Raw genomic sequence first — 26,322 nt, forward strand, 5'->3', positions numbered from 1 at the left:
GGGTTCTACCCCGAATTTACGGACACTTTAAAGAAGGCCATAATCATGGCTAAGGAGTGTTTGTTATGTCTAAACGTAGAAAATATAGCCCTGAGTTTAAGCGGGGCGCAGTCGAGCAGCTAAATCAACCTGGTGTCACTTGCGCTCAGGTGGCTAGAGAACTGGGTATAGCCCAAAACATGCTTTCTAGATGGCGTAGTCAGATAGAAGAAGCTGGTTCAGAAGCTTTCAGTGGAACTGGTAGTCCTCGAGATCAAGAAATGGCAGCTCTCAAGAGAGAGCTATCTCGCGTTAAAAAGGAGCGGGATTTTTTACGCGAAGCGGCGACGTACTTTGCCAGGGAATCGAGCTGAAGTATCAGGCGATTCGACGTTGCTGCGGACAATATCCTGTCAGGCTTATGTGCCGCTGTTTAGGTGTTTCACCTAGTGGATATTACGACTGGTCTAAAAGACCCTTGTGTAAGACTAAGCTTGAAAATAAGCGCCTACTAAGCAAGATCGAAGATATTCATGAAGATAGTCGAGGCATTATTGGTGCGCCTAGAATGCATGAAGATTTATTGGATGATGGAGAGTCTGTTAGCTTAAATCGAGTGGCTAGAATCATGGCCACAAATGGACTGCAAGGCTGGCCTAGAAGAAAGAAGCGCAGCATGCGTGGCAAGGTGCAGATGTACTCCCCTGCAGTTGCAAATCATCTTAACCGTGATTTTTCAGCACTAGAACCAGAGACCAAATGGGTCACTGACATTACTGAGATGAAAACGGATGAGGGCAAATTGTACTTATGTGTCGTCATGGATTTATATCACAAGATAATTGTTGGTTGGTCTATGCACCATAGGCAGGACCGTCACATGGTACTCAAGGCTGTTGAGATGGCGCATTGGCAGAGACAGTCCAGCGATAAAGTCATATTGCATTCAGATCGTGGAAGTCAGTTTAGAAGCTACGTCTATCAACGATTCTTGAAGGAGAAGAATATAGTCAGTTCAATGAGCGCAGTTGGACATTGTGGTGATAATGCGGCTTGTGAGGGCTTTTTTGGAATGATCAAACGTGAACGATTAAATCATACACGTTATCCAACTCGAGATGCTGCTAAGGCAGATGTTTTTAATTACATAGAATTGTTTCATAATCCGAGGATGCGACGCCGAGTGGCTAAGCAAGATTTAAGGATTCAATCTTTATTAAACCGTCCGTAAAAACGGGGTAGAACCCGTGTCAAACACTAAGGCATTAAACGATATGTCTGTTTGGGTGATTGGAGGTTCATTTACATTAGCAATCAGACCTTATATTGAGGCCTCTTTTAGAGATGTTCGATATATCGATCATTGGCGCCATAAGTTAGACGTACTGCCATCAGAATTAGCGTTGTCTGCTGAAAAACCAGATTTAATTTTAGTTGTAAGGGTTGAACGATCATTTTAGTAAGAAACCTTTCAGTCGCCTTTCAGCTAACGTATTGATACTATTTATTTCTATTAAGCCCCTTCGCACTTACTAATGAGTGGATTAGTTAGAAACCTGTTGGAGAGTGAAAATAAATGTTATATAAATCAATGTTTTGTGCCAATGCTTTTATTCAGTGGGAATAAGTCGCAGAGCGCAGCATCGGGTAATAGAGGTTATGATGGCGCTGGTTGCCGGAGCACATCGTGATATCTGCAATTCGCGGACAGCGTATAAAAAGTTCTGACTCCTCTTCTATAAACTGCTCTTTCTGCGTGGATGATACGAACTGGACATCCATATAATCCGCCGCATCTTGGCGAGCTATAACATTTGCAATCAGCCCTGCTACCATTGATCACTACAAGGTCGCCTTGATTGGTTTGTTTGCGGGCGGTAGTGCTCACCAGGATTCATAGGAGAACCCCCATGAAGTTTTTATTGCTGGCTGCCGCCGTTCTGGGCGTGATTTATATGGTATTTATTGAAAGCAAACGTTCGCCTGGAACAGATGAGCGACCGGAGGCGGTGTATCAGAGGGAAGTTGAGAAAGTACAGAACCTCGACAAATTGATGCAGGATGCTGTGGATCAGCACGGCGAGGAAATGGATCGCATTAAGTGATTCCTGCAGCGTGATACAACCGATGACTACAAAAAACTACACCGCTTCAGATCTGGAGTGGATGTCGAAAGCCCTGCAACTGGCAAAAAAAGCCGGTGAAGCAGGGGAAGTACCCGTGGGTGCAGTATTGGTTAAAGATGGCGTCTGTGTTGGCGAGGGTTGGAATCAGCCGATTGGCTGCAGTGATCCCACCGCCCACGCGGAAATTAATGCAATACGAGCGGCAGCTGAAAGTTTGAAGAATTACCGCCTGCCTGGCACTACGCTTTATGTGACCATTGAACCCTGCACCATGTGCATCGGCGCCATACTCCATGCCCGCGTAGGCCGCCTGGTTTATGGGGCTGAAGAGCCACGGGCAGGGGCCGTTGTCAGCCAGCTGAAGCTACCGGAGTGCAGTCACTATAATCATCGGTTAGATGTTGTGGGGGGAGTGATGGCTGATCGATGTGGATCGCTGATTAGTGATTTCTTTCGGGCCAAGCGTGGGGGCAGTCAGTCAACATGCTCATAGCCCCTGATTACAGTGACAGCATGGAACCTTCATGCCAGTCACTGGCATTGGGAATGTCGAGCCGCTGATTGCGTTCCTGGCGGCGTTGTTCTTCAAGGCTATGCCAGCCCAGAACGGACTGGTAATGACGAATGTTTTTCACATAGGCGACTGGTTCGTGTCCACGGGCATAGCCATGTTTCACCGTACTGTAGTATTTCTTCTGTTGTAGTAGCGGCAGGAACTCTCTCACATCCTCCCATAGATCCGGGTTTTTACCTGAGCGATCTGTGAGTACCCGGGCATCTTCCAGGTGCCCCATGCCGACGTTATAGGCTGCAAGAGCAAGCCAGGTGCGATCCGGTTCGGTAATATCACTGGGAATACGTGATCGGGTTTCCAGAAAATATCGGGTACCACCATCAATACTCTGCATGGGGTCCAGGCGGTTATTGATGCCCATTTCCTTGGCAGTTGGGAGGGTCAGCATCATCAGGCCGCGAACCCCTGTGGGAGACGTAGCCTTATGGTTCCAGTGGGACTCCTGATAGGCGATGGCTGCGAGGAGCTGCCAGTCAAGACCATATCGAGTGGCTATTTCCTGGAACATTTCCCGGTATTTCGGTAGCCGTGTTTTAACCCGGGATATAAATAGTTGTGAGCCACCCTGGGTAAACTGGTTGGTTTGGCTCAATACTTTGGCTTTCAATTTGGCCAGCTCCCCTGAGGCTTCAAACTCTTTCAGGAAGGCATTGGCTGCATCGATAAGTGTTTGATCCCCGTGTTTTGGGAACGCCCAGGCAATGGGTTGCGGTTCCGAGAGGTTGAAGGCAGCTCGGGCCTGGGGGTAGATGCCTCGGTCAACCTGATAGGAGTTGGAATCCACCACTGCGTAATCTGTTTCGCCCGAATCCACCATAGACATCAGATCGAGCATTTCCAGGCCATCCATTTCCTGCCAGTGTAGTTCAGGGTAGTCCTTTTTCAGTTCCTGCAGACGCTCGCTGTGAGAGCTTTTGGGGATGACTAGCAGTTCTCCGTCAACGAGGTCCTCGACCTTTCTTGGGCGTTTGTTGCCGTTGCGATAAATGACTTTCTGGGAAACTTCGTAATAAGGGTAACTGAAGCGGAAGCGTTTTTTCCGTTCCGGGGTTGCCGTCAGCCCGGCAGCGGCGAAGTCTCCCAGAGGGCCGCCGATGCTGACCAGTACACCGGCAACAGAATCCCTGGCAGACACTTTCAACTCAACGCCGAGATGCTTGGCAAATGCCTTGCTAAGCCAGTATTCAAACCCACCCTGGCCCTTGGCGTTTTTAAAATAGGTCGTAGAGCCCATCAGCGTGACTACCCTTAGCTCACCCCGATTTCTGACTTCTTCCAGGGCAGTGGGAGCACGACTAGCAGTGAGCGTCATGGCGACCGTAAACAGCAGAGAGCCGTAGAGAATACGCTTTGTGGTTTTTTTGAGATGAAAATAAAAGCCTAGCATTCACCTACCCAAAAAATGTGCCAGTGACGGAAGTATGCTCTCGCTTAGACACCGCCCGCTACTGTTATTGGAGACGGGCCAACCCCTTATTTTTCTGTTCGTGAACGGGGTATCGGAAAGGTTATCACGTGTATTTACAGATTTCTCATGTTGAGGAGCTGGAAATGGTGATGAGCAACCAAATCGGGACTGCACTTCCCCTGACGATAGCCGTGCAATTCCATTACAATAGCCGCCTTTCCGTCAGTCCCAATCGAGTTTTTAACATGCAGATCTTTCGTGGCACCCCAGCACTTTCCGAGTTTAGAAAACAACAGCTGCTTCGTGAGTTACAGGAGGTTGATGCCGGGGTTGAAAGTCTCTATGCCGAGTACCTGCATTTTGCTGATTTGGAGCGTCCCCTAAGTGGTGAGGAAGCGGCGACCCTTGAATCCCTGCTTAAATACGGCCCGAGGCTAGAGCCTGAGTCATTACGTGGCCAGTTAATGCTGGTGACGCCACGTCCCGGCACGATTTCTCCCTGGTCCAGTAAGGCAACGGACATCGCACACAACGCGGGGCTGGATGCGATCAGGCGTTTGGAGCGTGGTGTGGCTTATTACCTGAGAGGCAGCCTGACACCTGGCAAACAGCAAGCGCTCAAAGCCTGTTTACACGACCGGATGGTCGAAACCGTACTCGACGCGGAGGACAATGCAGTCCAGCTGTTCAAGCACCAGCAACCCCAGCCGATGACTTCCGTTCCTGTCATTTCTCAGGGCAAACCGGCGTTGGCCGAAGCCAATGTTAGCCTGGGGCTGGCGTTGGCTGATGACGAGATTGACTACCTGGTGAACAGTTTTAATGAGCTGGGCAGGGACCCAACAGATGTCGAGTTGATGATGTTTGCCCAGGCTAATTCTGAGCATTGTCGCCATAAAATCTTTAATGCCAGTTGGACGATTAATGGCCAGGATCAGGAACTGTCACTGTTTTCCATGATCAAGAACACCTACGAGCTGGGTGGGGACAATGTTCTTTCGGCCTATGCGGATAACGCCTCGGTAGTGGTTGGCAGCACGGCGGGACGCTTTTACCCTGATCCGGACACCCAGGTTTATGGCTACAGTCAGGAAGCTATCCACCTGTTAATGAAGGTTGAAACCCATAATCACCCGACGGCTATTGCGCCTTTTTCCGGCGCTGGTACGGGCTCTGGTGGTGAAATTCGAGATGAAGGTGCGGTAGGCCGCGGTTCCAAACCAAAGGTCGGTCTTACCGGGTTCACCGTTTCCAACCTGCAAATACCGGGTTTTCTGAGGCCATGGGAACAGCCCTATGGAAAGCCGGATCGTATTGCCAGCGCGCTGGATATCATGATTGAAGGCCCCATCGGTGGCGCTGCATTCAACAATGAATTTGGCAGGCCCAACCTGTGCGGGTATTTCCGGTCTTTTGAAGAGCAATTTGATGGCGAACGGCGCGGCTATCATAAACCCATCATGATCGCCGGTGGCTATGGCAACATTCGCGCCGAGCATGTCGACAAACCGCCGTTTCAGGCGGGCTGTCAACTCATTGTACTGGGTGGCCCGGCGATGTTGATTGGCCTCGGTGGTGGTGCTGCATCGTCCATGGCATCAGGCAGCAGCGCCGAGGATCTCGATTTTGCCTCGGTACAACGCCAGAACCCCGAAATTGAACGCCGTTGTCAGGAAGTGATTGACCGCTGTTGGCAGTTGGGAGGCAGTAACCCCATTGCGTTTATTCACGATGTTGGAGCGGGGGGGTTATCCAATGCATTCCCGGAACTGGTAAAAGATGGTGGTTGCGGTGGTCGCTTTGAGCTTCGGAATGTCCCCAATGATGAACCCGGCATGTCGCCGCTTGCTATCTGGTGTAACGAGGCACAGGAGCGATATGTTCTGGCCGTCAAACCAGAAGATCTGGCCCGGTTCGAGGCTATCTGTCAGCGTGAGCGATGCCCCTATGCGGTTGTGGGTGAGGCTACGGATGAAAAGCATTTGCTGTTGAACGATACCCATTTCGCGTCTAAACCCGTGGACTTGCCCATGTCTGTGCTGTTTGGCAAGCCGCCGAAAATGCACCGTTCTGCCGAAACCCGTTCAATTCCGGTTCAGCCATTCAGCGGTCTGTCCATTAGTCTTGACGATGCTGTCGAGCGTGTACTGAGCCATCCCACGGTGGCCAGTAAAAGCTTTCTGATTACCATCGGCGATCGATCAGTAACGGGCATGGTGGCACGTGACCAGATGGTTGGGCCCTGCCAGGTTCCTGTGGCTGACTGTGCCGTCACTACCGTGAGTTACGACAGTTATGCCGGTGAGGCGATGGCCATGGGTGAGCGAACGCCTCTGGCGTTGCTGGATGCCCCGGCTTCAGGTCGTATGGCCATTGGTGAAGCCATCACCAATATCGCCGGCACCCCGATCGCCCAGCTATCTGACATCAAACTATCTGCCAACTGGATGTGTGCCGCCGGACACCCCGGAGAGGATGAAAAGTTGTTCCGCACGGTTGAAGCTGTGGGTATGGAGTTATGTCCCGCGCTGGGTATCACCATTCCGGTAGGCAAGGACTCCATGTCCATGCGCACCACTTGGTCCCAGGACGGTGAAGACAAGGCGGTGACTGCCCCTATGTCACTGATCATTTCGGCATTTGCTCCGGTGCAGGACGTCCGCAAGACCCTGACACCGGAATTGCGGGCCGATCTGGGTGAGACGGTTTTGCTTTATATTGACCTGGGTGACAATCGCAATCGTCTGGGTGGTTCCATTATCGCTCAGGTCTATAACCAGATGGGCGATACTCCGCCGGATGTGGTCAGTGCCGCAAAACTGAAAGCATTTTTTGAGCTGATTCAGTCTGCGAATCAGGCGGGGGATATTCTGGCGTATCATGACCGTTCCGATGGCGGTCTGTTCACAACACTGGTCGAAATGGCTTTCGCCGGTAATATCGGCTTGAACATCTGCCTGGATGAACAACCAGGAGATGCGTTTTCTGTTCTGTTTAATGAAGAATTGGGCGCAGTGGTACAGGTGGAGACTCACCGGGTTGAGTCCTTCAAGCAGCGCTTTATGGAAGCGGGTATTGCCGTCACCAAGGTCGCGACGCTGGATCGCGGCGACGCCATAGAGATTATGCAGGACGGGGCGTACCTGTTCAGCTCAAGCCGGGTTGAACTGTTGCGTCGCTGGAGTGAGACCAGCTACAAGATTCAGGCTCTCAGGGATAATGAGGACTGTGCCCGCCAGGAGTTTGATGGGTTGTTTTTTGACAACCCGGGTTTGAGTGCCAACCTCAGCTACGATATTAATGAGGATGTGGCGGCTCCGTTTATCAACACCGGTGTTCGCCCTGCCATAGCCGTGTTGCGAGAGCAGGGTGTAAATGGCCACGTGGAAATGGCGGCCGCTTTTGATCGTGCCGGCTTCAGTGCAGTGGATGTCCACATGAGCGACCTGCTCAGTGGTCGACATCATTTGCAGGACTACAGGGGCCTGGTGGCTTGCGGTGGTTTCTCATACGGCGATGTGCTGGGGGCGGGAGAGGGCTGGGCTAAAACCATTCTGTTCAACAGTGTTTTACGCGACCAGTTTCAGCAGTTTTTTGAGCGCCAGGATACCTTCACCTTTGGTGTCTGTAACGGTTGCCAGATGCTCTCTAACCTGAAAACACTGATTCCCGGTGCGATGCAGTGGCCTCGCTTCGTGCGCAATGTCTCGGAGCAATTTGAAGCGCGCTTCTCGCTGGTAAAAGTGAGTCCATCACCATCGATTATGCTCGCCGGGATGGAGGGGTCGTATATGCCGATTGCTATGGCCCATGGCGAAGGTCGCGTTGAATTTGGACCTGATCAGGATGTGGATGCCTTTGATGCTTCTGACCGTGTGGCGTTGCGTTATCTGGATAATTATCTGGATGTCGCCGAGAGCTATCCGGCCAACCCGAATGGTTCTATCTACGGTATTACCGGCGTTACCAGTGACGATGGCAGAGCAACTATTATGATGCCTCACCCGGAGCGGGTATTCAGAACGGTGACCAACTCATGGCACCCGGATGACTGGGGAGAAGATGGTGCCTGGATGCGCCTGTTCAGAAATGCCCGAGTTTTCGTGGGTTAATCTGTCATAGTCGGCACAACGGCATATGCTCAACAATAAAAAAGCCCGGCAATAGCCGGGCTTTTTTGTGTCTATAGCATTGTATAGACAGTATCTTTACGAGACTCCTAGCACAGCTCACCCCATCATTTGCGGCCGTGCACAGGCAGTCTTTTTACAGGCTGGAGTAATAAGCAGCCAGATCATCAATATCCGGATCGGACAATGTTTTGGCCATGCTGCTCATCACAGGGTCGCTGCGAGTGCCGTCGCGGAAGGCCTTGAGTTGTTTAACCAGGTAACCGGCTTTTTGGCCCGCCAGGTTAGGCCAGATTTCATTGCTGCTAATGCCGGCAACACCATGGCAGGCCACACAGGCCATGGCCTTGGTCTTACCCTCGTCGATGTCGCCGTCTGCCATTACTTGACCAGCGGTGACAGTCAACGCCGCGAATACCAATGTTCCAATCATTTTTTTCATGCCATTGCTCCATAACAGGGGGAATAAACTGGGGAAATTATACCCGATACTTTGCTCTGTCTACATTATCAGTCGTTAAAGAAAAACCTTTTGGGTGATTTTTTGTTGGTCTTTGATCATCAGTGTCTCATACGATGTGTGGTATAGAGTACTGCAGTGAAAAGTAGTACAGCACCGCCCTGGTGGGCCGCTGCGAGGGGGACTGGCACATGCAGCAATAGCGTAGAGATACCAAGAGAAACCTGGATAACCAACAGCGTTAGCATCAGCTTCAAGCCTCTTTTGGCATCATCCTGGATGCCGACTTGGCTGAACGCTTTCACAGCAAAAACACTGATCAGTACGATAATCAGATAGGCAAAGATACGGTGGTTAAACTGTATGGTGGTGAGGTCTTCAAAGGCAGCAAGCCACATGGGGTCTGTAGCATAAAGACCAGGTGGGAAAAAACTGCCTGCCATCAAGGGGAATGTGGGGTAGGCATGTCCAGCATGTGTACCAGCGACCAACCCTCCCGATAGAATCATCAGGAAGACCAGTACCGTCAGCGTGCTAGCGTATCGCTGTAGCCCCTGGCTGGCTGTTGGTGTGCGACTCGGATAGCGCAACCCCCACGCAACCCAGAGGATATAGGCATAGATAAAAACAGCGGTGCCCAAGTGGGCAGTCAGTCGGTATTGGCTGACTCTGGGGTTGTCTACCAGCCCGCTTTTCACCATATACCAGCCCAGCAATCCTTGAAGGCCGCCAAGTACAAACATGCCCGCCAGTTTTGGAGTCAGTCCTGCCTTGATTCGACCGGTGAAATAGAAGAACAGGAACGGAACAAGAAACAGGAGGCCAATCAGCCTGCCCAGCACCCTGTGCAGGTACTCGAACATAAAGATTTCTTGGAATTGAAACAGACTCATGCCCTTGTTGATTTTCTGGTACTCGGGGAATTGTTTGTATTTTTCAAAGACTTCCAGCCAAGCTTCTTCGCTGAGCGGTGGGATAATGCCCATCAGGGGTTTCCACTCCACCATAGAAAGCCCGGAGCGGGTGAGGCGGGTGACGCCCCCGAGTAGAATCATGGTCACAATGATGGCGGCGCAAATGATCAACCAGGTGGCGATCTGCCTGTCATAACGAGCCTGCATGTTCATAACTTCGTCTCTACGTCTTTGAGTAATCTTCAGTGGGACTGTATTTTGGCTCGGGAATGTTACCAAAACCGGCTATGTTTTGCCGGGGAATTTTGGCCGTTATGAAAAAGTTGTCGCCGCCCGACCTGGGGCTGGCTTGCCTGTCATCAGCTTATCCGGCAAAGTCCCATGACGTTCTAAGAGGAGAATAAGGTCATGCCTGAAGCTAGGATCAATGGGGTGTCCATAGCCTACGTAGATGAAGGGCAGGGGGAACCACTAATCTTGCTGCATGGGCTCGGTGTGAGTCGCAAGGATTGGGGGCCGCAAATCGATTTTTTCAGTCAATCGAACCGGGTGATTGCACCCGACTTCCGGGGGCACGGGGATTCAGACAAACCCGATGGCCCGTACAGTGTCCCGATTCATGCGGCAGATGTGATTTCCCTGATGGATGTTCTGGGTATTCCTTCAGCCCATATTGTTGGTCTGTCCATGGGTGGCATGGTGGCATTTCAGTTGGCTGTCGATGCGCCGGAGCGCCTTCTCAGCATGACCATTGTTAATTCAGGTCCGGCATTGCCCAATGACACCTTTGCCGCCAGAAAAATGCTCTGGACTCGCTTAGCAGCGATTCACCTGCTGGGCATGAAGGCCTACGGACGCAAGGTGGCTACAACCATGTTTCCCGGAGAGGGGCGGGAAGAGCTGATCGATATGTTGGCCAAACAAATTGCCTCAAACCCTAAAAAGGTATATCTAAAAAACTTGAAGTCACTGTTCGGGTGGGGCGTACTGGAACATCTGACGGCGATACAGACGCCAACACTGATGTTAACCGGTGACCGGGACTACTCTCCGGTGGCCGTTAAACAAGCGGTCGTTTCAGCAATGCAGAATGCCAAGCTGGTGGTTATAGCAGACTCCGGGCATGGCACTCCCATTGAAAAACCGGAAGAGACCAATACAGCCATTGCCGAGTTTATCCGTGGTGTTTCTCCCACAGCGTGATTTTTCGTTTGAGGTTGCTCTTCGTGGCCGTTGCCTGTTTGAAGATTTCATTTGCCCGGTAGAATCCCAGCATTTTGACATTGACCACGCTGGGCTCTATGTAGATTTCAGGCGGTGCTTTCTCGAGTTTTTCGCGAATAATGCTCTTTTGCATAATCTGGTAGGTATTGAACACGGCTTCAGATAGTGATGGCATTTTTTCCGTATCGGAACGCTCCCCGATCACATCGACCGCGATTCTCAGGTCGCAGCTGTCCGGTAGTAGATCAAAGGGCACGGGGTTCACTGCACCGCCATCTATGAGGATACGTCCGCCTACTTTAACCGGTTCAAACAGGCCAGGCAGGGACATGCTGGCACGAATGGCGGGGATTAGAGCGCCTTTATCCAGCACAACTTGCTGGCGATTCCAGAAATCGGAAGCGACAACCTTGAGTGGAATCTCCAGTTGAGTGAAACGTTTGGCTTGCACAGATTCAAACAGGTAGGAGATCAGATTTTCCACGCGAATCAGGCCACGGCCACGAAACTGAGGGCCGATAAAATCCATCCATTTGAAAATGTGTTTTTTGGTGACCAGATGCTTGATGGACTCGTTGTCCTTCAGGCTGAATTCCAGAAAAATCTCTTTGATGTCCTGTGTTGGCATCCCCGCACAGTACATGGCACCAATTAAAGCACCGATGCTGGTGCCAGTGACATAGGCTGGCTTCAGGTCCAGTTCTTCCAGCGCTTCCAGTATGAGAAGGTGGCTCACACCTTTCGCGCCACCGCCACCCAGAGCCAGACCAATTTTCTTCACAGACATTCCATCAGGTTAACCGCGTGGTTTAAGGTTCTCGTTACGGTGAAGGTTGATTCGGATCGAAATATCCGGTTTATTGCAGCCTGACCCATGATAACCGGAATGACAGCGTGGAAGACAAGCGAAAAATACATCTGCACGCCAGCTGGCTGGATGTTATGGCCGATGAATTTGATAAGCCGTATATGGCGACGCTTAGGGACTATCTGGCCGAGCAAAAACAGCAGGGCAAAATCATCTACCCTGCAGGCTCAAACTGGTTTGCAGCGTTCAATTTCACGCCATTTGATGCGGTGAAAGTGGTGATATTGGGGCAGGACCCATACCATGGTCCCAATCAGGCTCACGGACTCTGTTTTTCTGTCATGCCTGGGATAGAGATTCCTCCGTCCTTGCGCAATATCTACCAGGAATTGCATTCCGATCTGGGTTTCAAGTCACCATCTCATGGCTGTCTGGCCCATTGGGCAGAGCAGGGTGTGCTGCTACTCAATTCCACGCTGACAGTGGAGCAGGGTAACGCTGGGGCCCACCAGGGTAGGGGTTGGGAAGAGTTTACCGATCGGGCAATACATGAGCTCAATGCTCGCCGTGATGGTCTGGTTTTTCTGTTGTGGGGAAGCTATGCCCAGAAGAAAGGGGCGTTCATTGATTGCAGTCGCCATCTGGTGTTGAAAGCGCCACACCCGTCACCCCTTTCGGCTTACCGGGGATTTTTCGGCTGTCACCATTTTTCCAGGGCCAATGAGTACCTGCGTCAGCACGGGAAAAATCCTATTGACTGGCAACTACCAGCGACTGTTTCGCCAGATCAGTTAAAGCCAGAAACATCTATCGGGTGACCTACAGTTCGATAGGTGGTTGATGGCGTTTGCTCCTCAGCCAATTAAGCCCTTTCAGAATGCTTGGGTGGCCGACAATACGTCGTTCCAGTGAGAACTTGCCCGGGTAATCCATCAGCAACAGCCCCACTGCGATAGTCAACAGTCCCTGACCCGGCAAAAAAAGCATGAGTATTCCGCCGCATAACAATGCCAGTCCCAGTAGGTTTTTCCCGCAAAGCATCAGGAAGCGAATCACCGGATGTCCCTTTTTTAAGGGTGCAGGCTGTCTTTCCTGGTGCTGAAAATAGTCGGCGGGAATCAATGAAACCAGCCAGGGCAGCGCCATAAGGCTGACCACAAAGGTCACAAGGGAGATAACACTGAGCCATGTTAGCAGGGTCTGGTGTTCGTTAAGCCACTCAAGCATTGCTGCACCTATATGTTAAAAACCACATTACAATAATCATATAACTCTATAATTTATATAGAGTATGGAAGGTCATTTTTAGTGATTTCAGATCGGACTCCGTCAATTACCAGATAAGCACTGCTGATGGCCTCGTCCGTCAGAACAACCAGTAGTTCATCATTTTCACCATTACGTACGGCGGTAACCACATTGCCAATGCTCTGCCCACTGTCGGCCAGATAACAGGGTGCCCCGGGTCCGGGTAGGCTGTCCATGTGGGGGATAGTAATCCAGTACATATGCCGTTTCAGCTTGCCCAGATATTTCATGCGAGCAATGACTTCCTGCCCGGTGTAGCACCCTTTTTTGAAGCTGATGGCATCGACAGACTGCAGGTTGAGCATTTGCGGGATAAACAGGTCCGTCGTATCTGACTGAATGTGTCCTAGCCCTGCTTGTATGTCGAGCAATTGCCAGTATTCAGTACCTACCGGTGTGGCCTGATTTGATAGCGCTTGCCACGAGATTTCAGTGCCAATGGCATCGATTAGGAGTATCTGACGGCCATCGTCCAGGTTTCTGACAGCAGAGTAGTGTAAGTCGCTATCCTTAAGGTTTTTGACGCAGTTGCATAGGCCCAGCAAGGAAAACTGTTCAGTGGCGTCACTCAATGTCGCTTTGAAGAAAACAGCATATTTTTTTAAGTGCTCAAGTGTTTGTGCCACCAGGCTGCGATGTAGCTGCAGTACATAACGGTGTTCAGAGACACGATAGAGATAGAAATCGGCCAGCATCCTCCCTTTGGGGTTGCAACACGCGCCGGGTTGACTATCGCCCACCTCCAGTTTGAAAACATCGCAGGTCAATTGCCCCTGAAGAAATCGACTGGCGTCGATGCCGTCAACGACAATAAGACCTTGATGATAGAGGGGGGTTACAGTGGGCTTTCCCAGCAGTTCTTGATATTGGGTGGGTAGTTCGCCAAAACTCAGGGATAGGGATTCCTCTGAGAATACGGCAATATCGCCGAGACAGCCTTGCCAGTTAGCCATGGTTAACCCTTTGAAACACAGGGCAGATATCTTAGTGTGTTAACCTGCGCTGATCCACTATAATGGCGCCCCAACGCAATCTCGGGGGTATCAGCAAATGGATAGAAATCGACTTTTCTGGGCGAGCAGGCGAGGCATGCTAGAGCTGGACCTGGTGCTTCTGCCATTTCTCGACAAAATCTATCCCGACCTGGATGAAGAGGATAAGCAGCGTTACCATCGTCTGCTGGATTGTGAAGATCAGGATATGTTCGGATGGTTTCTGCGCAGGGAAGATCCAGAAGATCCGGATCTGCGAAGGATAGTGACTATTATTCGTGACACTCGCCCCCAAACCCGTTGAGCTCGAGATTCAACCTTCCAGGTTATTGCTGGCCTGGTTGCTGATAATTCATTTTTCTGTCGTTCTCATGTTGTTGGTTTCACCCATACCTCTGCTGATATCAGTAGGGCTGGCCATCATGGTTTGCTGTGGTGGATATCTTTGTATACAACGTTGGCATCGGCAAGGGGTTCAATACCTGGGTTGGCGAGATGGCATCTGGATGCTGGAAATGAACCAACTTACTGATGAGGTTGAACTTCAGAGTTACCTGATTTTTCCGAGCCTCATACAGCTTGTATTTCTCCGCGAAGGGCAAAGTCATCGGCTGTTCATTTTCCCAGATAGTGTTAGTCGGGAAGCACAAAGGCACTTGCGACAGAGACTGACACTGGTTGGTGTCAGTTCTTCCGAACAATCACGTTTTGAGCGGCAAAATTGATGGGCACCATAATGGTGTCCTTGGCGATATCGGACGTTTTCGGATAATCCAGCGTGTAGTGCAGGCCCCGGCTTTCGGTGCGTTGTTCTGCAGACCGGATAATCAGGTCCGCCACTAGGACCAGGTTGCGTAGTTCCAGTAGATCGCGGCTGATTTTGTAATTGGTGTAGTACTCCTGAATTTCCTTTTGCAGCAATTTAACCCTGTGGTGGGCGCGCTCCAGTCGTTTGCGGGTACGGACGATGCCGACGTAGTCCCACATGAAACGGCGTAACTCATCCCAGTTGTGAGAGATCACCACATCTTCATCGGAGTGTGTGACCCGGCTTTCATCCCATGCCCGTGCTGGTTCCGGTTCGTCGATATTTTCGATACTGTCGCGAATGGCCTGTGCAGCAGCCTGACCGTAGACCACGCATTCCACCAAGGAATTACTGGCCATGCGGTTGGCGCCGTGTAGCCCGGTAAACGCGGTTTCGCCAATCGCATACAGGTTCCAGAGGTCGGTCTGGCCACTTTTGTTGACCATGATACCTCCACAGGTGTAGTGGGCGGCGGGGACCACAGGAATGGGTTCCCTGGTGATATCAATGCCATAGCTCAGACACTTGGCCTTGATGGTGGGAAAGTGGCTTTCCAAGAATTCTTCCGAACGGTGAGAAATATCAAGAAACAGGCAATCACTACCGAGACGCTTCATCTCATGGTCAATGGCCCTTGCTACGATATCTCTGGGAGCCAGCTCACCGCTGGGGTGGAATTTGTCCATAAACCGCTCCCCATTGGGAAGCTTTAGCTGTGCCCCTTCGCCACGAAGTGCTTCGGTAATCAGGAAAGCTTTGGCGCTGGGGTGGTAGAGGCAGGTGGGGTGGAACTGGTTAAATTCCATGTTGGCAACACGGCAGCCACGGCGCCAGGCTACAGCGATGCCATCGCCGGATGCACCATCCGGGTTGGTGGTATAGAGGTACGCCTTGCTGGCACCCCCCGTAGCGAGCACCACCACTTTGGCCTGAAAAACACAGACACAGTCATTACCGTCATCCAGTACATAGGCGCCAGTACAGCGTACACGGCTGGAGTTGCTGTCGGCCTGGGTAATGAGGTCCACTACAGTGTGGTCTTCGTAGACATCAATAGAAGGATGTTGCAGCACCTGATCAGCCAATGAAGAAGAAACTTCGCGTCCTGTGGCATCCGCTGTATGCAGGATGCGACGGTGGCTGTGACCACCTTCCTGGGTGAGGTGGTAGTCGTCGTTGTCGCTGTTTAATGTGAATTTGACCCCTTGTTGGACCAGCCAGCGAATGGCCTCTGGTCCTTGTTCTACCGTATAGCGGACAGTGTCCTCGTGGCAGAGTCCCGCGCCGGCAATAAGGGTATCCTGAACATGTGACTCAATGGAGTCCTCGTTGTCGAAAACGGCAGCTATGCCTCCCTGGGCATACCAGGTGGAGCCAGATTTGAGAGCACTTTTGCTGAGAAGGGCAATGCGGTATTTGTCGGCTAATTGCAGAGCAACTGTCATGCCAGCCGCACCACTGCCAACGACCAACACATCGTGGTGGTGCGTTTTCTTCATCGACGAAACTAAGTCCTAGAATGGATAATTTGGCATGATAGTATAGCGGGCTAAAAATGAATACAGGTGCAGTTGGCATCTGCGTCCCACGAACTATTTATGATTGCGATTGTCTAGCAATTGCCTGAAGGCACGTGGGTAATTAGTGGAGCAGTTATGGAAGCCGAGCAGGCAGCAGACAGTGACAAGCTTTTAGTCGCCCGTGTTCAGAAGGGTGATAAGCGTGCCTTCGATTTGCTGGTCATGAAATACCAGTACAAAGTACATGCGATTGTCAGCCGCTATATCAAGGACTTTGATGAGGTGAACGACGTCGTACAGGAGGCGTTCATCAAGGCCTACCGAGCACTGGCAAAGTTCCGTGGAGAAAGTGCTTTTTACACCTGGCTGTATCGCATTGCCGTTAATACAGCGAAAAATTATCTGGTCGCCAAAAACCGGCGACCACCGGCCAGTGATGTGGATGCAGAAGAAGCTGATTTTTATGAAGGCAGTGAGCGCTTGCGTGACATTGATTCACCAGAAAATCTTCTATACAGAGATGAACTGGAAATCGCGGTGGACCAGGCCATAAAAAATCTACCTGAAGATCTTAGAACAGCGGTAACTTTACGGGAATTTGAGGGTCTCAGTTATGAGGAAATTGCCGAGGTGATGGATTGCCCGGTAGGTACAGTGAGGTCGCGTATTTTCCGTGCGCGAGAGGCGATTGATGAGAAAATAAGATTGTTGGAAGGCTAACCATTTTAGGTTTGAACCTTTTTATAATCTTCTGGTCTTATCAGTGACTTCCAGACTCGGTAAGCGTTGTACATGGCTAGGAAGCGATAATTGTAGTGCGCTGCTACTCGGTGTGGCAGACTAACAATAACCGCAAATAAGGCAGGTTAAGTATGAGTGACCATAACATGCGCGAAAAAGAGTCTCTTTCGGCACTAATGGATGGTGAAACCGATGAGCTGGAGTTTCACCGAACACTTAAAGTGACTTCCGAATCAGATGAGCTTCGCGACACTTGGCGTCGCTATCAACTTGCCGCTTCTGCCATGCGCAGAGACTTGCCGGTACAGATAACCGACTACTCGGCTGCTATACGGGCCGCACTCGATGATGAGCCAACACATGGAGCCCGGGCTGCAGTGTCCCGTATGGCCAAGCCTCTGGGACGTTTTGCTATAGCAGCTTCTGTAGCCGCATTAGCAGTTCTCGGTGTACAACAATACAGTCAACCCAGCGCGGTTACGGCCCCTGTAGCTTCGGTGGATGACGTACAGATGAATTTTGTTAATCCTCAACTAAGAACAGCTGCTGACTTTGGCATTCCCGCAGTCACCGCACGCAATGTCAGTGCCAGCACTGAGTCCGATGGTTACCGTTCACCCCAGCCTGTTATTGTTGTTCAAGAAGTCGTGCCCGATGATGTGACTCGCGAGCAGGTTCAGGCCTATCTCAACAAGCTGATGACACGTCATACGGAACACGCGGCATTTAATACCAATCAGGGAATGCTGCCCTTCGCACGCATGCCAGCCAGTCAGGACTATTGATTTTAAGACGTTGTATGCGTTTACCAAGGTGTTTTGTCGTTATCCTTGCCAGTGTTTTATTGCAAACACATGTATACGCCATAGAACCTGAAACCTCTGGAGGAGAACTGCTCCAGAGGATGGCTGAAGCAAACCGTCAGCTCGATTACACCGGAATATTCACTTACGAGCATGGCGGCACTCTGAAAACTGTCAAAGTTTTTCATGCTATCCAGGATGATCGCGAGGTCGAACGCCTGGTTCTCCTAAGTGGTCCCAAACAGGAAATTCTACATCGCGGCAATGATGTCAACTGCGAACATATGGGTAATGCCATATTGCGCGGTAATGCCGCCAGCCTTGCTACTATTCCTGAGCAAACACTCAACAACTACTTCAGCGTACAGATAAAATCCGACGACCGTGTGGCTGGACGGGATGTTGCAGTTCTTCATGTTGTTCCCAAAGATGAACACCGATATGGCTATGTTCTTGGGATTGATAAAGAGACTGGGTTGCTGCTGCAGTCGCTTCTGGTCGGCAACAAAAATCGTGTGCTGGAGCGTTTTCAATATGTGGATATCAATATCGGTAACACCGTGAACGCTGAAGATTTATTGGCTTCCAGCGACTCCATGCACGTTGTTTCTCCGGGCAAATCAAATTGTCTGAACAGGGGAGGCATGCCAGACAGACAATCAGGAGCATGGCGTGCAGGTTGGCTACCTCCCGGTTATACGATGGCAGGACTTGAACTCACACAGGACAACACAAGGGAAACGCTGATTTACACAGATGGTCTGTCAGTTTTCTCACTCTTTATCGACTCTGAGATGCCAGCTAATCTGCCTCAGATGCAAGCTCAGAGAGGGGCGACAGTGGCCTATCTGTCGCGGGTTACCGTTGACGGGCGCCACTACACCATATGCGTTGTCGGTGAAATACCCGTTGAAACTGCCAAGCTGGTGGCCCAATCTGTTTCCCCAAGACAGTCAACACCCTAAGTATGGCCATGACCGGCCCATAGGGCTGGGTTATAGTGCCAGATAATTTTACTGGAGTAGACGCCGCCTTGATTAAGGAAACCGGCAAAGTAGTTGCACTCGAAAATGATGGTCTCTGGGTAGAGACTGTCCAGCGCTCTGCATGCCACGTATGTGCGGTGCAAAAGGGATGTGGACAGGGTGTGTTGGCACGCTTTGTGGGAAACTCTGCAGTTATCAGGGTGTTACCCGGCGAATGTGACCTGAAAGATATCCAAGCTAATGATCAGGTCGTTATTGGTATCCCTGAAGATGTTCTGGTACGGGGGACCTTGCTACTTTATTTTTTACCCCTGTTGATGTTGGTAACAGGGGCAGTATTGGCTGCTATGTTTTCCACCTCAGACGTTTTTGTTGCTATGGGTGCCTTGCTTGGTCTACTTGGTGGAGGCTTGATCGCCAGACTACATTCGCTGATCAATAAAAATAATATACGGATACAACCACAATTGTTGGCGCACTTGCCCGCTATAGAACTGGTGTAACGTTGTCGCCATTGCCCATGCCAGTGGGAGATATTGATGTTTCATAGTTTGTTCGTCAGGTTGGTCTATGTTCTCGCCGTTTGTTTTTCAGCCGGCGCATTAGGGCACGGCTGGCCAGACTTTAACCAGCTTATTACCGAATCATCTCCCGCTGTTGTTCGCATCGACACCTATTCCGGGCAAATGGCCATGGGTGTTTCCACGTCGTCTGGCACCTATCAGGATTTTTTTGAACATGGCCCCAATCGTGACGGTAATGTTCCTGGTACGGGTTCAGGCTTTCTCATTTCAGAAGATGGCTATGTGCTGACGAATCAGCACGTTGTGCAGGATGTCGCCTATATCACTGTTAAGCTCATAGATCATCGTGTGTATGAGGCCAAGGTGGTTGGTGTTGATGCCCGATCAGATCTGGCGCTGCTTAAAATCGATGAGACAGATCTTCCTGTTCTGGAGTTTGCGGACCCTGAAACGATCAAAGTCGGGCAGTGGGTGATCGCCATTGGTGCGCCTTTTGGCCTGGATTACACAGCAAGTGCAGGAATCATCAGTGCTATAGGGCGCAGTATTCCGACAGCAGGCGGGGATAGTTATGTGCCTTTCATTCAGAGCGACGTGGCCATTAACCCGGGTAGTTCTGGTGGACCATTGCTTAATCTGGAAGGCCGGGTAGTTGGCGTCAATTCCCAGATTTTCTCCAGGCCTGGTGGAGGCTCTATTGGCTTGTCCTTTGCCATCCCTTCGAAAGTTGCCACCTCTGTCATACATCAACTGAGAACGACTGGTAGGGTGGCGCGTGGTTGGCTGGGTGTGTATGTGCAGTCTGTCGATGCGTCTTTGATGAAATCTTCAGGCCGCAACCAGAATCTCGGCGCATTTATCGCCCAGGTTCAACCAGGCAGTCCTGCAGCAGATGCGGGGGTCATGGCAGGGGACATCGTCCTTAAGTTGAATGGAGAAGCGATATTTCAGCCCGGTGATCTCCCACAGGTGACGGGCATGCTCTCACCCGGTGATAAGGTGGTTGTGGACATTCTCAGGGATGCCAAACCCATGTCTCTGGTCGTCAATATTGGTGAGTTGCCGGAACCCACCCCCTTGAATGAGGTTGAATAAAGATCAGTTTCCGGTAACAGCAAATGCCCATAGTATTCTATTCAGGTAATCGCTCATTTCATGGCGTGTCATAGGTAAATACGCTAGACTGCACGGCCTGAATTTAACCCTCGGACAAACCCTGTCCCCTAGCAGAATAAGTAGCGTGTCAGACCTCAGTCACATCCGAAATTTTTCCATCATCGCCCATATTGACCACGGAAAGTCCACCATTGCAGACCGTTTTATTCAGGTTTGCGGAGGCCTCTCAGAACGTGAGATGGCTGCCCAGGTGCTTGATTCCATGGACATTGAGCGAGAGCGCGGTATCACCATCAAAGCCCAGAGTGTGACCCTGGATTACACGGCGCGAGATGGCAAAACCTATCAGCTCAATTTTATTGATACGCCTGGCCATGTGGATTTTTCCTATGAAGTTTCCCGCTCGCTGGCGGCGTGTGAAGGGGCTTTGTTGGTCGTGGATGCCGGGCAGGGGGTTGAAGCCCAGTCAGTTGCCAACTGTTATACCGCGATTGCCCAAGGACTCGAGGTGATTCCGGTCTTGAACAAAATGGATTTGCCGCAGGCCGATCCAGACAAGGTGATTGCTGAGATAGAAGATATTATCGGCATCGATGCCCATGATGCAGTGCGCTGCAGCGCCAAAACGGGCCTAGGCATTGACGATATTCTGGAGGAGCTGGTGGCAAAAGTCCCGGCGCCGGAAGGAGATATCGATGCACCATTGCAGGCTCTAATCATTGACTCGTGGTTTGATAACTACTTGGGTGTGGTTTCTCTGGTTCGGGTCACCCAGGGAACACTCCGGGTGAAAGACAAGGTCGTTGCCAAATCGATTGGCAAGGCTCACGTGGTCGACAGCGTCGGGGTATTTACCCCGAAACATAAGGAAACCGGTGTATTAAAAGCTGGCGAAGTGGGCTTTGTCGTGGCCGGAATCAAGGACATTCAGGGTGCGCCGGTGGGTGACACTTTCACCCATAGCCAGACACCGAATGTCCCGGCCTTGCCAGGTTTTCAGAAAGTTAAACCGCAGGTATATGCGGGCATGTTTCCCGTCAGTTCTGATGATTTTGAAGACTTCCGTGATGCGCTTGCCAAGCTGACCCTGAACGATGCGTCATTGTTTTATGAGCCGGAAAGCTCTGATGCCTTGGGTTTTGGCTTCCGCTGTGGCTTCCTTGGCATGCTCCATATGGAAATTATCCAGGAGCGCCTGGAACGTGAGTACGACCTCGATCTGATCACGACGGCGCCAACTGTAGTCTATGAAATACTCAAGACCGATGGCTCCGTTATTTATATTTCCAACCCATCGGACCTTCCGGATCCCGCATATATTGACGAAATGCGTGAACCGATGTGTGAAGCCAGTATTCTGGTTCCCAAGGATTATCTCGGTAATGTCATTACCCTCTGTGTGGAAAAGAGAGGGGTTCAGAAAGACATGCAGTTTGTGGGTGGTCAGGTTTCCCTGACTTATGAACTGCCGATGAGTGAAGTCGTGATGGATTTTTTTGATCGCCTGAAATCAGTAAGCCGTGGTTTTGCCTCTCTTGATTATTCCTTTACACGCTTTCAGCCCGCACCGTTGGTTAGGCTCGATGTCATGATCAATGGCGATAAAGTAGATGCTCTTGCTGTCATCATCCATCGCAACAACTCCCAATTTAAGGGCCGTCAGTTAACGGAAAAAATGCGTGAATTGATTCCCAGGCAGATGTTTGATGTGGCCATTCAGGCTGCTATTGGCGGTCATATTATTGCCAGGACTACGGTTAAGGCATTGCGCAAAAATGTCACCGCAAAATGTTATGGTGGTGATGTGACTCGTAAGAAAAAACTGCTGGAAAAGCAGAAAGAGGGTAAAAAGCGCATGAAGCAGGTTGGTAGCGTAGAAATTCCCCAGGAAGCATTCCTTGCCGTGCTAAAAACGGATAGTTGAGGTGATTCATGGATTTTGATTTTCCACTAGTGTTATTCATTCTTGTGCTGGTTTCCGGCCTGGTTTGGTTTGCAGACCGGTGGTTCCTGTCGAAAAAACGCCTTCCCGATCAACCGGTACCTACCTGGATTGAATACAGTGGTTCTTTTTTTCCGGTATTACTGCTGGTGTTTGTACTTCGCTCATTCCTTTTTGAGCCATTCCAGATTCCTTCAGGCTCAATGATTCCAACCTTGAAGGTGGGTGACTTCATTCTCGTCAATAAATTTACCTATGGGGTACGCCTGCCAATTACCGGCACCAAAATATTACCGATGAATGAGCCCAAACGTGGTGATGTCATGGTATTTTTTCCACCGAAGGATGACCGTTATTTTATCAAGCGGGTGATTGGCCTGCCTGGTGATGAGGTGAGCGTTGTGAACAACCAGTTGTTTGTTAACGGTGAACCAGCTCAACAGGTTGCTGTAGAGGGCGCCTCGACCGATTCACGTTTTATTATCAATGATGAGGCTCTTGGCGATGTGGTGCACAGGATCCAAAAAAATATAGTTCCAGGCCCACTGGGTAGAAATTTTGCATATATTGTTCCAGAGGGACATTATTTCATGATGGGCGATAATCGTGATAACAGCAGTGATAGTCGTGTCTGGGGGCCGGTTCCAGAAAAGAATATTGTTGGAAAAGCGGTGATAATCTGGATGCACTGGGAGTCCTTGGGGACTTTACCCAGTTTCGACCGTATTGGAAAAATTCAGTAATATCCGTCGGGATGACTTTGGAGAGACGCAAATGAAGCAGCATAAGCAACAGGGCGTTACTGTATTGGGCGGGTTGTGTGTACTTGCCATTGCCGGGTTCATTATCACAGCGGGACTGAAGCTTGGTCCGTTGTATCTGGATAATTCATTTGTCAGAGCGGCCATCGAATCGTTGGCTGATGAAAATATTCATACGCTTACAGACAAACAGATCAGAAGAAAACTTGCCGATAATTTTGATATCAATAATGTCCGAGATATGGATATGAGAGATGTAAAAATCATCCGGGATAAGACCCATACTTCGGTCACCCTCGACTATGAAAAACGAATCAACTTCATGGGTAACGTTGATGTGGTCGTAAAATTCAAAAATTCTTACGATACCTCCAAATAATCCCGAGTGAATATCAATAAACAACGACTGCTCAAGCGCATAGGCTATGAATTTCAGGATCAGGGCCTGTTTGAACTTGCGTTAACGCACCGTAGTTACGGCGCCAACAATAATGAACGGCTAGAATTTCTGGGTGATGCCGCGCTTAACTTTATTATCGGCCACGCCATCTACCAGCAACTTCCCGACACGAATGAAGGTGATCTAAGCCGTTACAGAGCCAACCTTGTTAAAGGCAAGACGCTCGCTGAGGTGGGAAGGGAACTCGGTATAGGGGAACACCTGAAACTGGGTGGTGGTGAAATGAAAAGTGGTGGCCACCGCCGGGAATCGATCCTGGCAGATGCCGTTGAAGCCATTATCGGTGCAATTTATCTGGATGGCGGCATCTCAGCCTGTGAAAAGGCAGTTCTTGCATTGTTCTCTGAGCGGCTGGACACCCTGACCCAGACAAATCTCAAGGACCCTAAAACGCAGTTACAGGAACTGCTGCAATCGAGGGGGAAATCCTTGCCGGTTTACGAAGTGATCAATATTGCCGGAGAGGCACACGACCAACATTTTACGGTCACCTGCTCGGTGGATGGATTACCGACACCTACGGTGGGTGAAGGAACCAGTCGGCGATCTGCCGAGAAAAAAGCGGCCGCGGCCGCGCTGTCAGGGCTGCATCAGTGAGCGATAACGAAAATCAGAAACAAGGTCGCTGTGGTTACGTGGCCATCGTCGGCCGACCCAATGTTGGCAAGTCGACACTACTCAACCATCTACTTGGCCAGAAAATTAGTATTACATCGCGCAAGCCACAAACCACGAGGCAGAACACCCTGGGGATCAAGACCGAGGGAGAAATACAATTAATCTTCGTCGATACTCCTGGGCTCCATTCCAATCAGGACAAAGCCATTAACCGTTTTATGAATCGTTCGGCGGAGAGCGCCATTCGGGACGTGGACGTGGTGGTGTTTGTGGTAGATCGCACTATTTGGACAGAAGCTGATGAAAAAGTTGCCGAGGAAATTGTCAGAAGTAAAGCACCGGTCATCATCGCGCTGAATAAAAGTGATCGTCTGGAAAAAAAATCAGACTTGATTCCGCAATTGCAAAACCTGTCCAACCGTTTTCCCGAGGCTGAGCTGATACCGTTGTCGGCTTTACATGGACAGAATCTGAAAGAGCTGGAAGAGGCGATTATCGCGCACATTCCCGAGGGTATTCACTATTATCCTGAAGATCAGGTGACTGATCGCACCCAGCGATATCTGGTGTCTGAAATCGTCCGCGAGAAAATTACGCGACAACTGGGGGCAGAGCTACCCTATGAAGTTGCAGTGGAAGTCGAGGAATTTAAATACCAGGGAAAAATTTGTCATATCAGTGCTCTGATTCTGGTAGAACGGGATGGCCAGAAAAAAATTATCATCGGGGAAAAGGGTGCACGCCTGAAAAAAATTGGCCAGCAGGCACGTATGGATATGGAGCGTCTGCTCGAAAGCAAGGTTATGCTGAACCTCTGGGTTAAGGTAAAAAGAGGTTGGTCGGATGATGATCGTGCGTTACGCAGCCTTGGCTACGACGAGTAAACTGTTGGCAGGGCATTAATGAACACCCTGAACCTGTCCCCACGTGTCGTTCTCTTGCTTATTTCCTTTAACCGTTTGATCAGGGACATATAACCTGTGTCTGTGCAGCAAGTGGATGGAGAACCAGCGTTTGTCCTGCACACAAAAGCGTACCGGGAAACCAGTCAGTTGGTGGATCTTTTCTCTCGGCACCATGGACGCCTGAGGCTTGTTGCGCGAGGGTCTCTGCGTCGCAGCAAAGGGCGGGGTCGCACCATCGAACCCTTTACACCGTTGATTGTGGGTTGGCGAGGTAAGGGTGAACTAAAGACCTTGGCCAATGCGGAGCCGTCTGGAACGCCTCTGATACTTCGTGGCGATTGCCTGTTCAGCGGTTTCTACCTCAACGAACTGATCCTAAGACTGCTGGCGGATCACGATCCCCATGAAACCCTCTTTGATTGCTACCTGTCTACCTTGCATGCGCTATCTGAAGGACAGTATATCGAGCTGGCATTGCGCCGGTTTGAGCATCAACTGTTGTCGGATTTGGGTTATGGGTTGGCTCTGGAGCATAGCGAAGACAGTGGTGATGAGATTGACCCTGAAGGCTGGTATTGGTTCGATCCGGTAGTGGGTGTTACGTCGCCACCCCTCACTCCTTTAGAACGGGAACAGCCTAACTGCTTTAGCGGTGACTCGCTTTTGGCAATTGCCGCTGAAGACTACTCGAATCCACGTCATATTAAAGCGGCCAAGCGCTTAATGAGGCTGGCAATACAGAATTTACTTGGTGATCGTCCACTCAGAAGTCGTGAACTCTTTGCTCGCGGCCAGGTTTTAAACAGGGATTCTTCATGATCATTGCAGTTGGCACCGATATTGTTGAAATAGCCCGTATAGAAAAAGCGCTGCAACAGCACGGACGGAAATTTGCCGAACGTATTCTGTGCCCAGGCGAGCTGATTCGGTTTGATGAAGCTGCCCAGTCTGCAGCCTATCTGGCAAAGCGTTTTGCCGCGAAAGAAGCTTTGGCTAAAGCTCTGGGAACCGGCATCGGTGCTGTGTCCTGGCAGGATATGGAAACGGAAAATACAGCCAAAGGGCGGCCGCAATTCAGGTTGAGTGCTACAGCGCAACAGGTGATGAGTGACCTGGGTGCTGATGAGGCACTGTTAAGCCTTTCCGATGAGCAGCACTATGCCATCGCTTTCGTCGTGCTTTCCAAGCGTATTTGACCAGGTTACGACAAGAACC

At 50.5% G+C, this 26,322-nt stretch carries 27 protein-coding genes and 1 pseudogene; 21 read left to right on the forward strand and 7 right to left on the reverse strand.

The window, feature by feature from the left end; all coding sequences use genetic code 11:
• Nucleotides 1-65: 65 nt before the first annotated feature.
• From Q8A57_RS09775 to tadA, 4 genes and pseudogenes are all read left to right on the forward strand, one after another.
• A pseudogene (locus Q8A57_RS09775) lies at nt 66-1,221 on the forward strand (IS3 family transposase).
• A gap of 5 nt (nt 1,222-1,226) precedes the next feature.
• Nucleotides 1,227-1,439, forward strand: a complete 213-nt coding sequence (locus Q8A57_RS09780) for a hypothetical protein (RefSeq protein ID WP_305170924.1) — start codon at nt 1,227-1,229, stop codon at nt 1,437-1,439.
• Between the two features lie 450 nt (nt 1,440-1,889).
• Nucleotides 1,890-2,084: a hypothetical protein gene (locus tag Q8A57_RS09785; protein WP_305170925.1), complete on the forward strand. Its 195-nt coding sequence runs from the start codon at nt 1,890-1,892 to the stop codon at nt 2,082-2,084.
• Between the two features lie 22 nt (nt 2,085-2,106).
• On the forward strand, nt 2,107-2,598 hold the full coding sequence (gene tadA, locus Q8A57_RS09790) for a tRNA adenosine(34) deaminase TadA (protein WP_305170926.1): 492 nt from the start codon (nt 2,107-2,109) through the stop codon (nt 2,596-2,598).
• Between the two features lie 7 nt (nt 2,599-2,605).
• Here tadA and mltF read toward each other — a convergent pair whose 3' ends face one another.
• On the reverse strand, nt 2,606-4,066 hold the full coding sequence (gene mltF, locus Q8A57_RS09795) for a membrane-bound lytic murein transglycosylase MltF (RefSeq protein WP_305170927.1): 1,461 nt from the start codon (nt 4,064-4,066) through the stop codon (nt 2,606-2,608).
• Nucleotides 4,067-4,332: 266 nt separating this feature from the next.
• On the opposite strand from mltF, the gene purL reads away from it, so the two are divergent.
• Entirely contained in the window at nt 4,333-8,199 is a 3,867-nt protein-coding gene (gene purL / locus Q8A57_RS09800) for a phosphoribosylformylglycinamidine synthase (protein ID WP_305171043.1), read from the forward strand.
• A gap of 154 nt (nt 8,200-8,353) precedes the next feature.
• Here purL and Q8A57_RS09805 read toward each other — a convergent pair whose 3' ends face one another.
• Together Q8A57_RS09805 and Q8A57_RS09810 are read right to left on the reverse strand one after the other, a co-directional pair.
• Nucleotides 8,354-8,659: a c-type cytochrome gene (locus tag Q8A57_RS09805; protein ID WP_305170928.1), complete on the reverse strand. Its 306-nt coding sequence runs from the start codon at nt 8,657-8,659 to the stop codon at nt 8,354-8,356.
• A gap of 119 nt (nt 8,660-8,778) precedes the next feature.
• Nucleotides 8,779-9,804, reverse strand: coding sequence for a COX15/CtaA family protein (locus tag Q8A57_RS09810; RefSeq protein ID WP_369427809.1), 1,026 nt, complete (start codon nt 9,802-9,804; stop codon nt 8,779-8,781).
• Between the two features lie 195 nt (nt 9,805-9,999).
• Between Q8A57_RS09810 and Q8A57_RS09815 the strand changes: the two genes are divergently transcribed.
• Nucleotides 10,000-10,794, forward strand: coding sequence for an alpha/beta fold hydrolase (locus Q8A57_RS09815; RefSeq protein WP_305170929.1), 795 nt, complete (start codon nt 10,000-10,002; stop codon nt 10,792-10,794).
• On the opposite strand, the gene Q8A57_RS09820 is transcribed toward Q8A57_RS09815, so the two are convergent.
• Nucleotides 10,766-11,602 carry a patatin-like phospholipase family protein gene (locus Q8A57_RS09820; protein WP_305170930.1) on the reverse strand — a complete coding sequence of 279 codons (837 nt, stop codon included), beginning with the start codon at nt 11,600-11,602 and terminating at the stop codon, nt 10,766-10,768. The two genes, Q8A57_RS09815 and Q8A57_RS09820, sit on opposite strands and share 29 nt — an antisense overlap.
• A gap of 107 nt (nt 11,603-11,709) precedes the next feature.
• Here Q8A57_RS09820 and ung point away from each other — a divergent pair, with 107 nt between their 5' ends.
• Nucleotides 11,710-12,441 carry a uracil-DNA glycosylase gene (ung, locus tag Q8A57_RS09825; RefSeq protein ID WP_305170931.1) on the forward strand — a complete coding sequence of 244 codons (732 nt, stop codon included), beginning with the start codon at nt 11,710-11,712 and terminating at the stop codon, nt 12,439-12,441.
• Nucleotide 12,442: 1 nt separating this feature from the next.
• Here ung and Q8A57_RS09830 read toward each other — a convergent pair whose 3' ends face one another.
• Nucleotides 12,443-12,850 carry a PGPGW domain-containing protein gene (locus tag Q8A57_RS09830; protein WP_305170932.1) on the reverse strand — a complete coding sequence of 136 codons (408 nt, stop codon included), beginning with the start codon at nt 12,848-12,850 and terminating at the stop codon, nt 12,443-12,445.
• A 53-nt stretch (nt 12,851-12,903) separates the two neighbouring features.
• Entirely contained in the window at nt 12,904-13,884 is a 981-nt protein-coding gene (gene ygfZ, locus Q8A57_RS09835) for a CAF17-like 4Fe-4S cluster assembly/insertion protein YgfZ (RefSeq protein ID WP_305170933.1), read from the reverse strand.
• A gap of 97 nt (nt 13,885-13,981) precedes the next feature.
• On the opposite strand from ygfZ, the gene Q8A57_RS09840 reads away from it, so the two are divergent.
• Together Q8A57_RS09840 and Q8A57_RS11135 are read left to right on the forward strand one after the other, a co-directional pair.
• A complete protein-coding gene (locus Q8A57_RS09840; protein WP_305170934.1) occupies nt 13,982-14,227 on the forward strand; it encodes an FAD assembly factor SdhE in 246 nt (81 codons plus the stop codon).
• Nucleotides 14,202-14,648, forward strand: coding sequence for a protein YgfX (locus Q8A57_RS11135; protein WP_369427810.1), 447 nt, complete (start codon nt 14,202-14,204; stop codon nt 14,646-14,648). The genes Q8A57_RS09840 and Q8A57_RS11135 overlap by 26 nt, the downstream gene beginning before the upstream one ends.
• Here the strand turns inward: Q8A57_RS11135 and nadB are convergent.
• Nucleotides 14,608-16,230 (reverse strand): L-aspartate oxidase, encoded by a 1,623-nt coding sequence (nadB, locus tag Q8A57_RS09845; RefSeq protein WP_305170935.1) that lies wholly within the window; start codon nt 16,228-16,230, stop codon nt 14,608-14,610. The two genes, Q8A57_RS11135 and nadB, sit on opposite strands and share 41 nt — an antisense overlap.
• 156 nt (nt 16,231-16,386) lie before the next feature.
• Here nadB and rpoE point away from each other — a divergent pair, with 156 nt between their 5' ends.
• The 12 genes from rpoE (at nt 16,387) to acpS (ending at nt 26,303) form a co-directional block, all read left to right on the forward strand.
• On the forward strand, nt 16,387-16,971 hold the full coding sequence (gene rpoE, locus Q8A57_RS09850) for an RNA polymerase sigma factor RpoE (protein ID WP_305170936.1): 585 nt from the start codon (nt 16,387-16,389) through the stop codon (nt 16,969-16,971).
• A 152-nt stretch (nt 16,972-17,123) separates the two neighbouring features.
• Nucleotides 17,124-17,777 (forward strand): sigma-E factor negative regulatory protein, encoded by a 654-nt coding sequence (locus tag Q8A57_RS09855; protein ID WP_305170937.1) that lies wholly within the window; start codon nt 17,124-17,126, stop codon nt 17,775-17,777.
• 14 nt (nt 17,778-17,791) lie between these two features.
• A complete protein-coding gene (locus Q8A57_RS09860) occupies nt 17,792-18,760 on the forward strand; it encodes a MucB/RseB C-terminal domain-containing protein (RefSeq protein WP_305170938.1) in 969 nt (322 codons plus the stop codon).
• 35 nt (nt 18,761-18,795) lie between these two features.
• Entirely contained in the window at nt 18,796-19,284 is a 489-nt protein-coding gene (locus Q8A57_RS09865) for a SoxR reducing system RseC family protein (protein ID WP_305170939.1), read from the forward strand.
• Nucleotides 19,285-19,320: 36 nt separating this feature from the next.
• Nucleotides 19,321-20,400, forward strand: a complete 1,080-nt coding sequence (locus Q8A57_RS09870; RefSeq protein ID WP_305170940.1) for a S1C family serine protease — start codon at nt 19,321-19,323, stop codon at nt 20,398-20,400.
• 145 nt (nt 20,401-20,545) lie between these two features.
• A complete protein-coding gene (lepA, locus tag Q8A57_RS09875) occupies nt 20,546-22,345 on the forward strand; it encodes a translation elongation factor 4 (protein WP_305170941.1) in 1,800 nt (599 codons plus the stop codon).
• Nucleotides 22,346-22,353: 8 nt separating this feature from the next.
• Entirely contained in the window at nt 22,354-23,106 is a 753-nt protein-coding gene (lepB, locus tag Q8A57_RS09880; protein ID WP_305170942.1) for a signal peptidase I, read from the forward strand.
• Between the two features lie 31 nt (nt 23,107-23,137).
• On the forward strand, nt 23,138-23,503 hold the full coding sequence (locus tag Q8A57_RS09885) for a DUF4845 domain-containing protein (RefSeq protein WP_305170943.1): 366 nt from the start codon (nt 23,138-23,140) through the stop codon (nt 23,501-23,503).
• Between the two features lie 6 nt (nt 23,504-23,509).
• Nucleotides 23,510-24,181, forward strand: coding sequence for a ribonuclease III (gene rnc / locus Q8A57_RS09890; RefSeq protein ID WP_305170944.1), 672 nt, complete (start codon nt 23,510-23,512; stop codon nt 24,179-24,181).
• Nucleotides 24,178-25,086 carry a GTPase Era gene (era, locus tag Q8A57_RS09895; RefSeq protein ID WP_305170945.1) on the forward strand — a complete coding sequence of 303 codons (909 nt, stop codon included), beginning with the start codon at nt 24,178-24,180 and terminating at the stop codon, nt 25,084-25,086. The genes rnc and era overlap by 4 nt, the downstream gene beginning before the upstream one ends.
• Nucleotides 25,087-25,182: 96 nt before the next feature.
• Nucleotides 25,183-25,926 (forward strand): DNA repair protein RecO, encoded by a 744-nt coding sequence (gene recO / locus Q8A57_RS09900; protein WP_305170946.1) that lies wholly within the window; start codon nt 25,183-25,185, stop codon nt 25,924-25,926.
• The gene (acpS, locus tag Q8A57_RS09905; protein ID WP_305170947.1) at nt 25,923-26,303 is read left to right on the forward strand and encodes a holo-ACP synthase; all 381 of its coding nucleotides are present in this window, start codon (nt 25,923-25,925) and stop codon (nt 26,301-26,303) included. Before recO ends, acpS begins: the two co-directional genes overlap by 4 nt.
• Nucleotides 26,304-26,322: the final 19 nt, after the last annotated feature.

Origin of the sequence: Porticoccus litoralis (assembly GCF_030676955.1) — a bacterium.
Lineage (GTDB): Bacteria > Pseudomonadota > Gammaproteobacteria > Pseudomonadales > Porticoccaceae > Porticoccus > Porticoccus litoralis.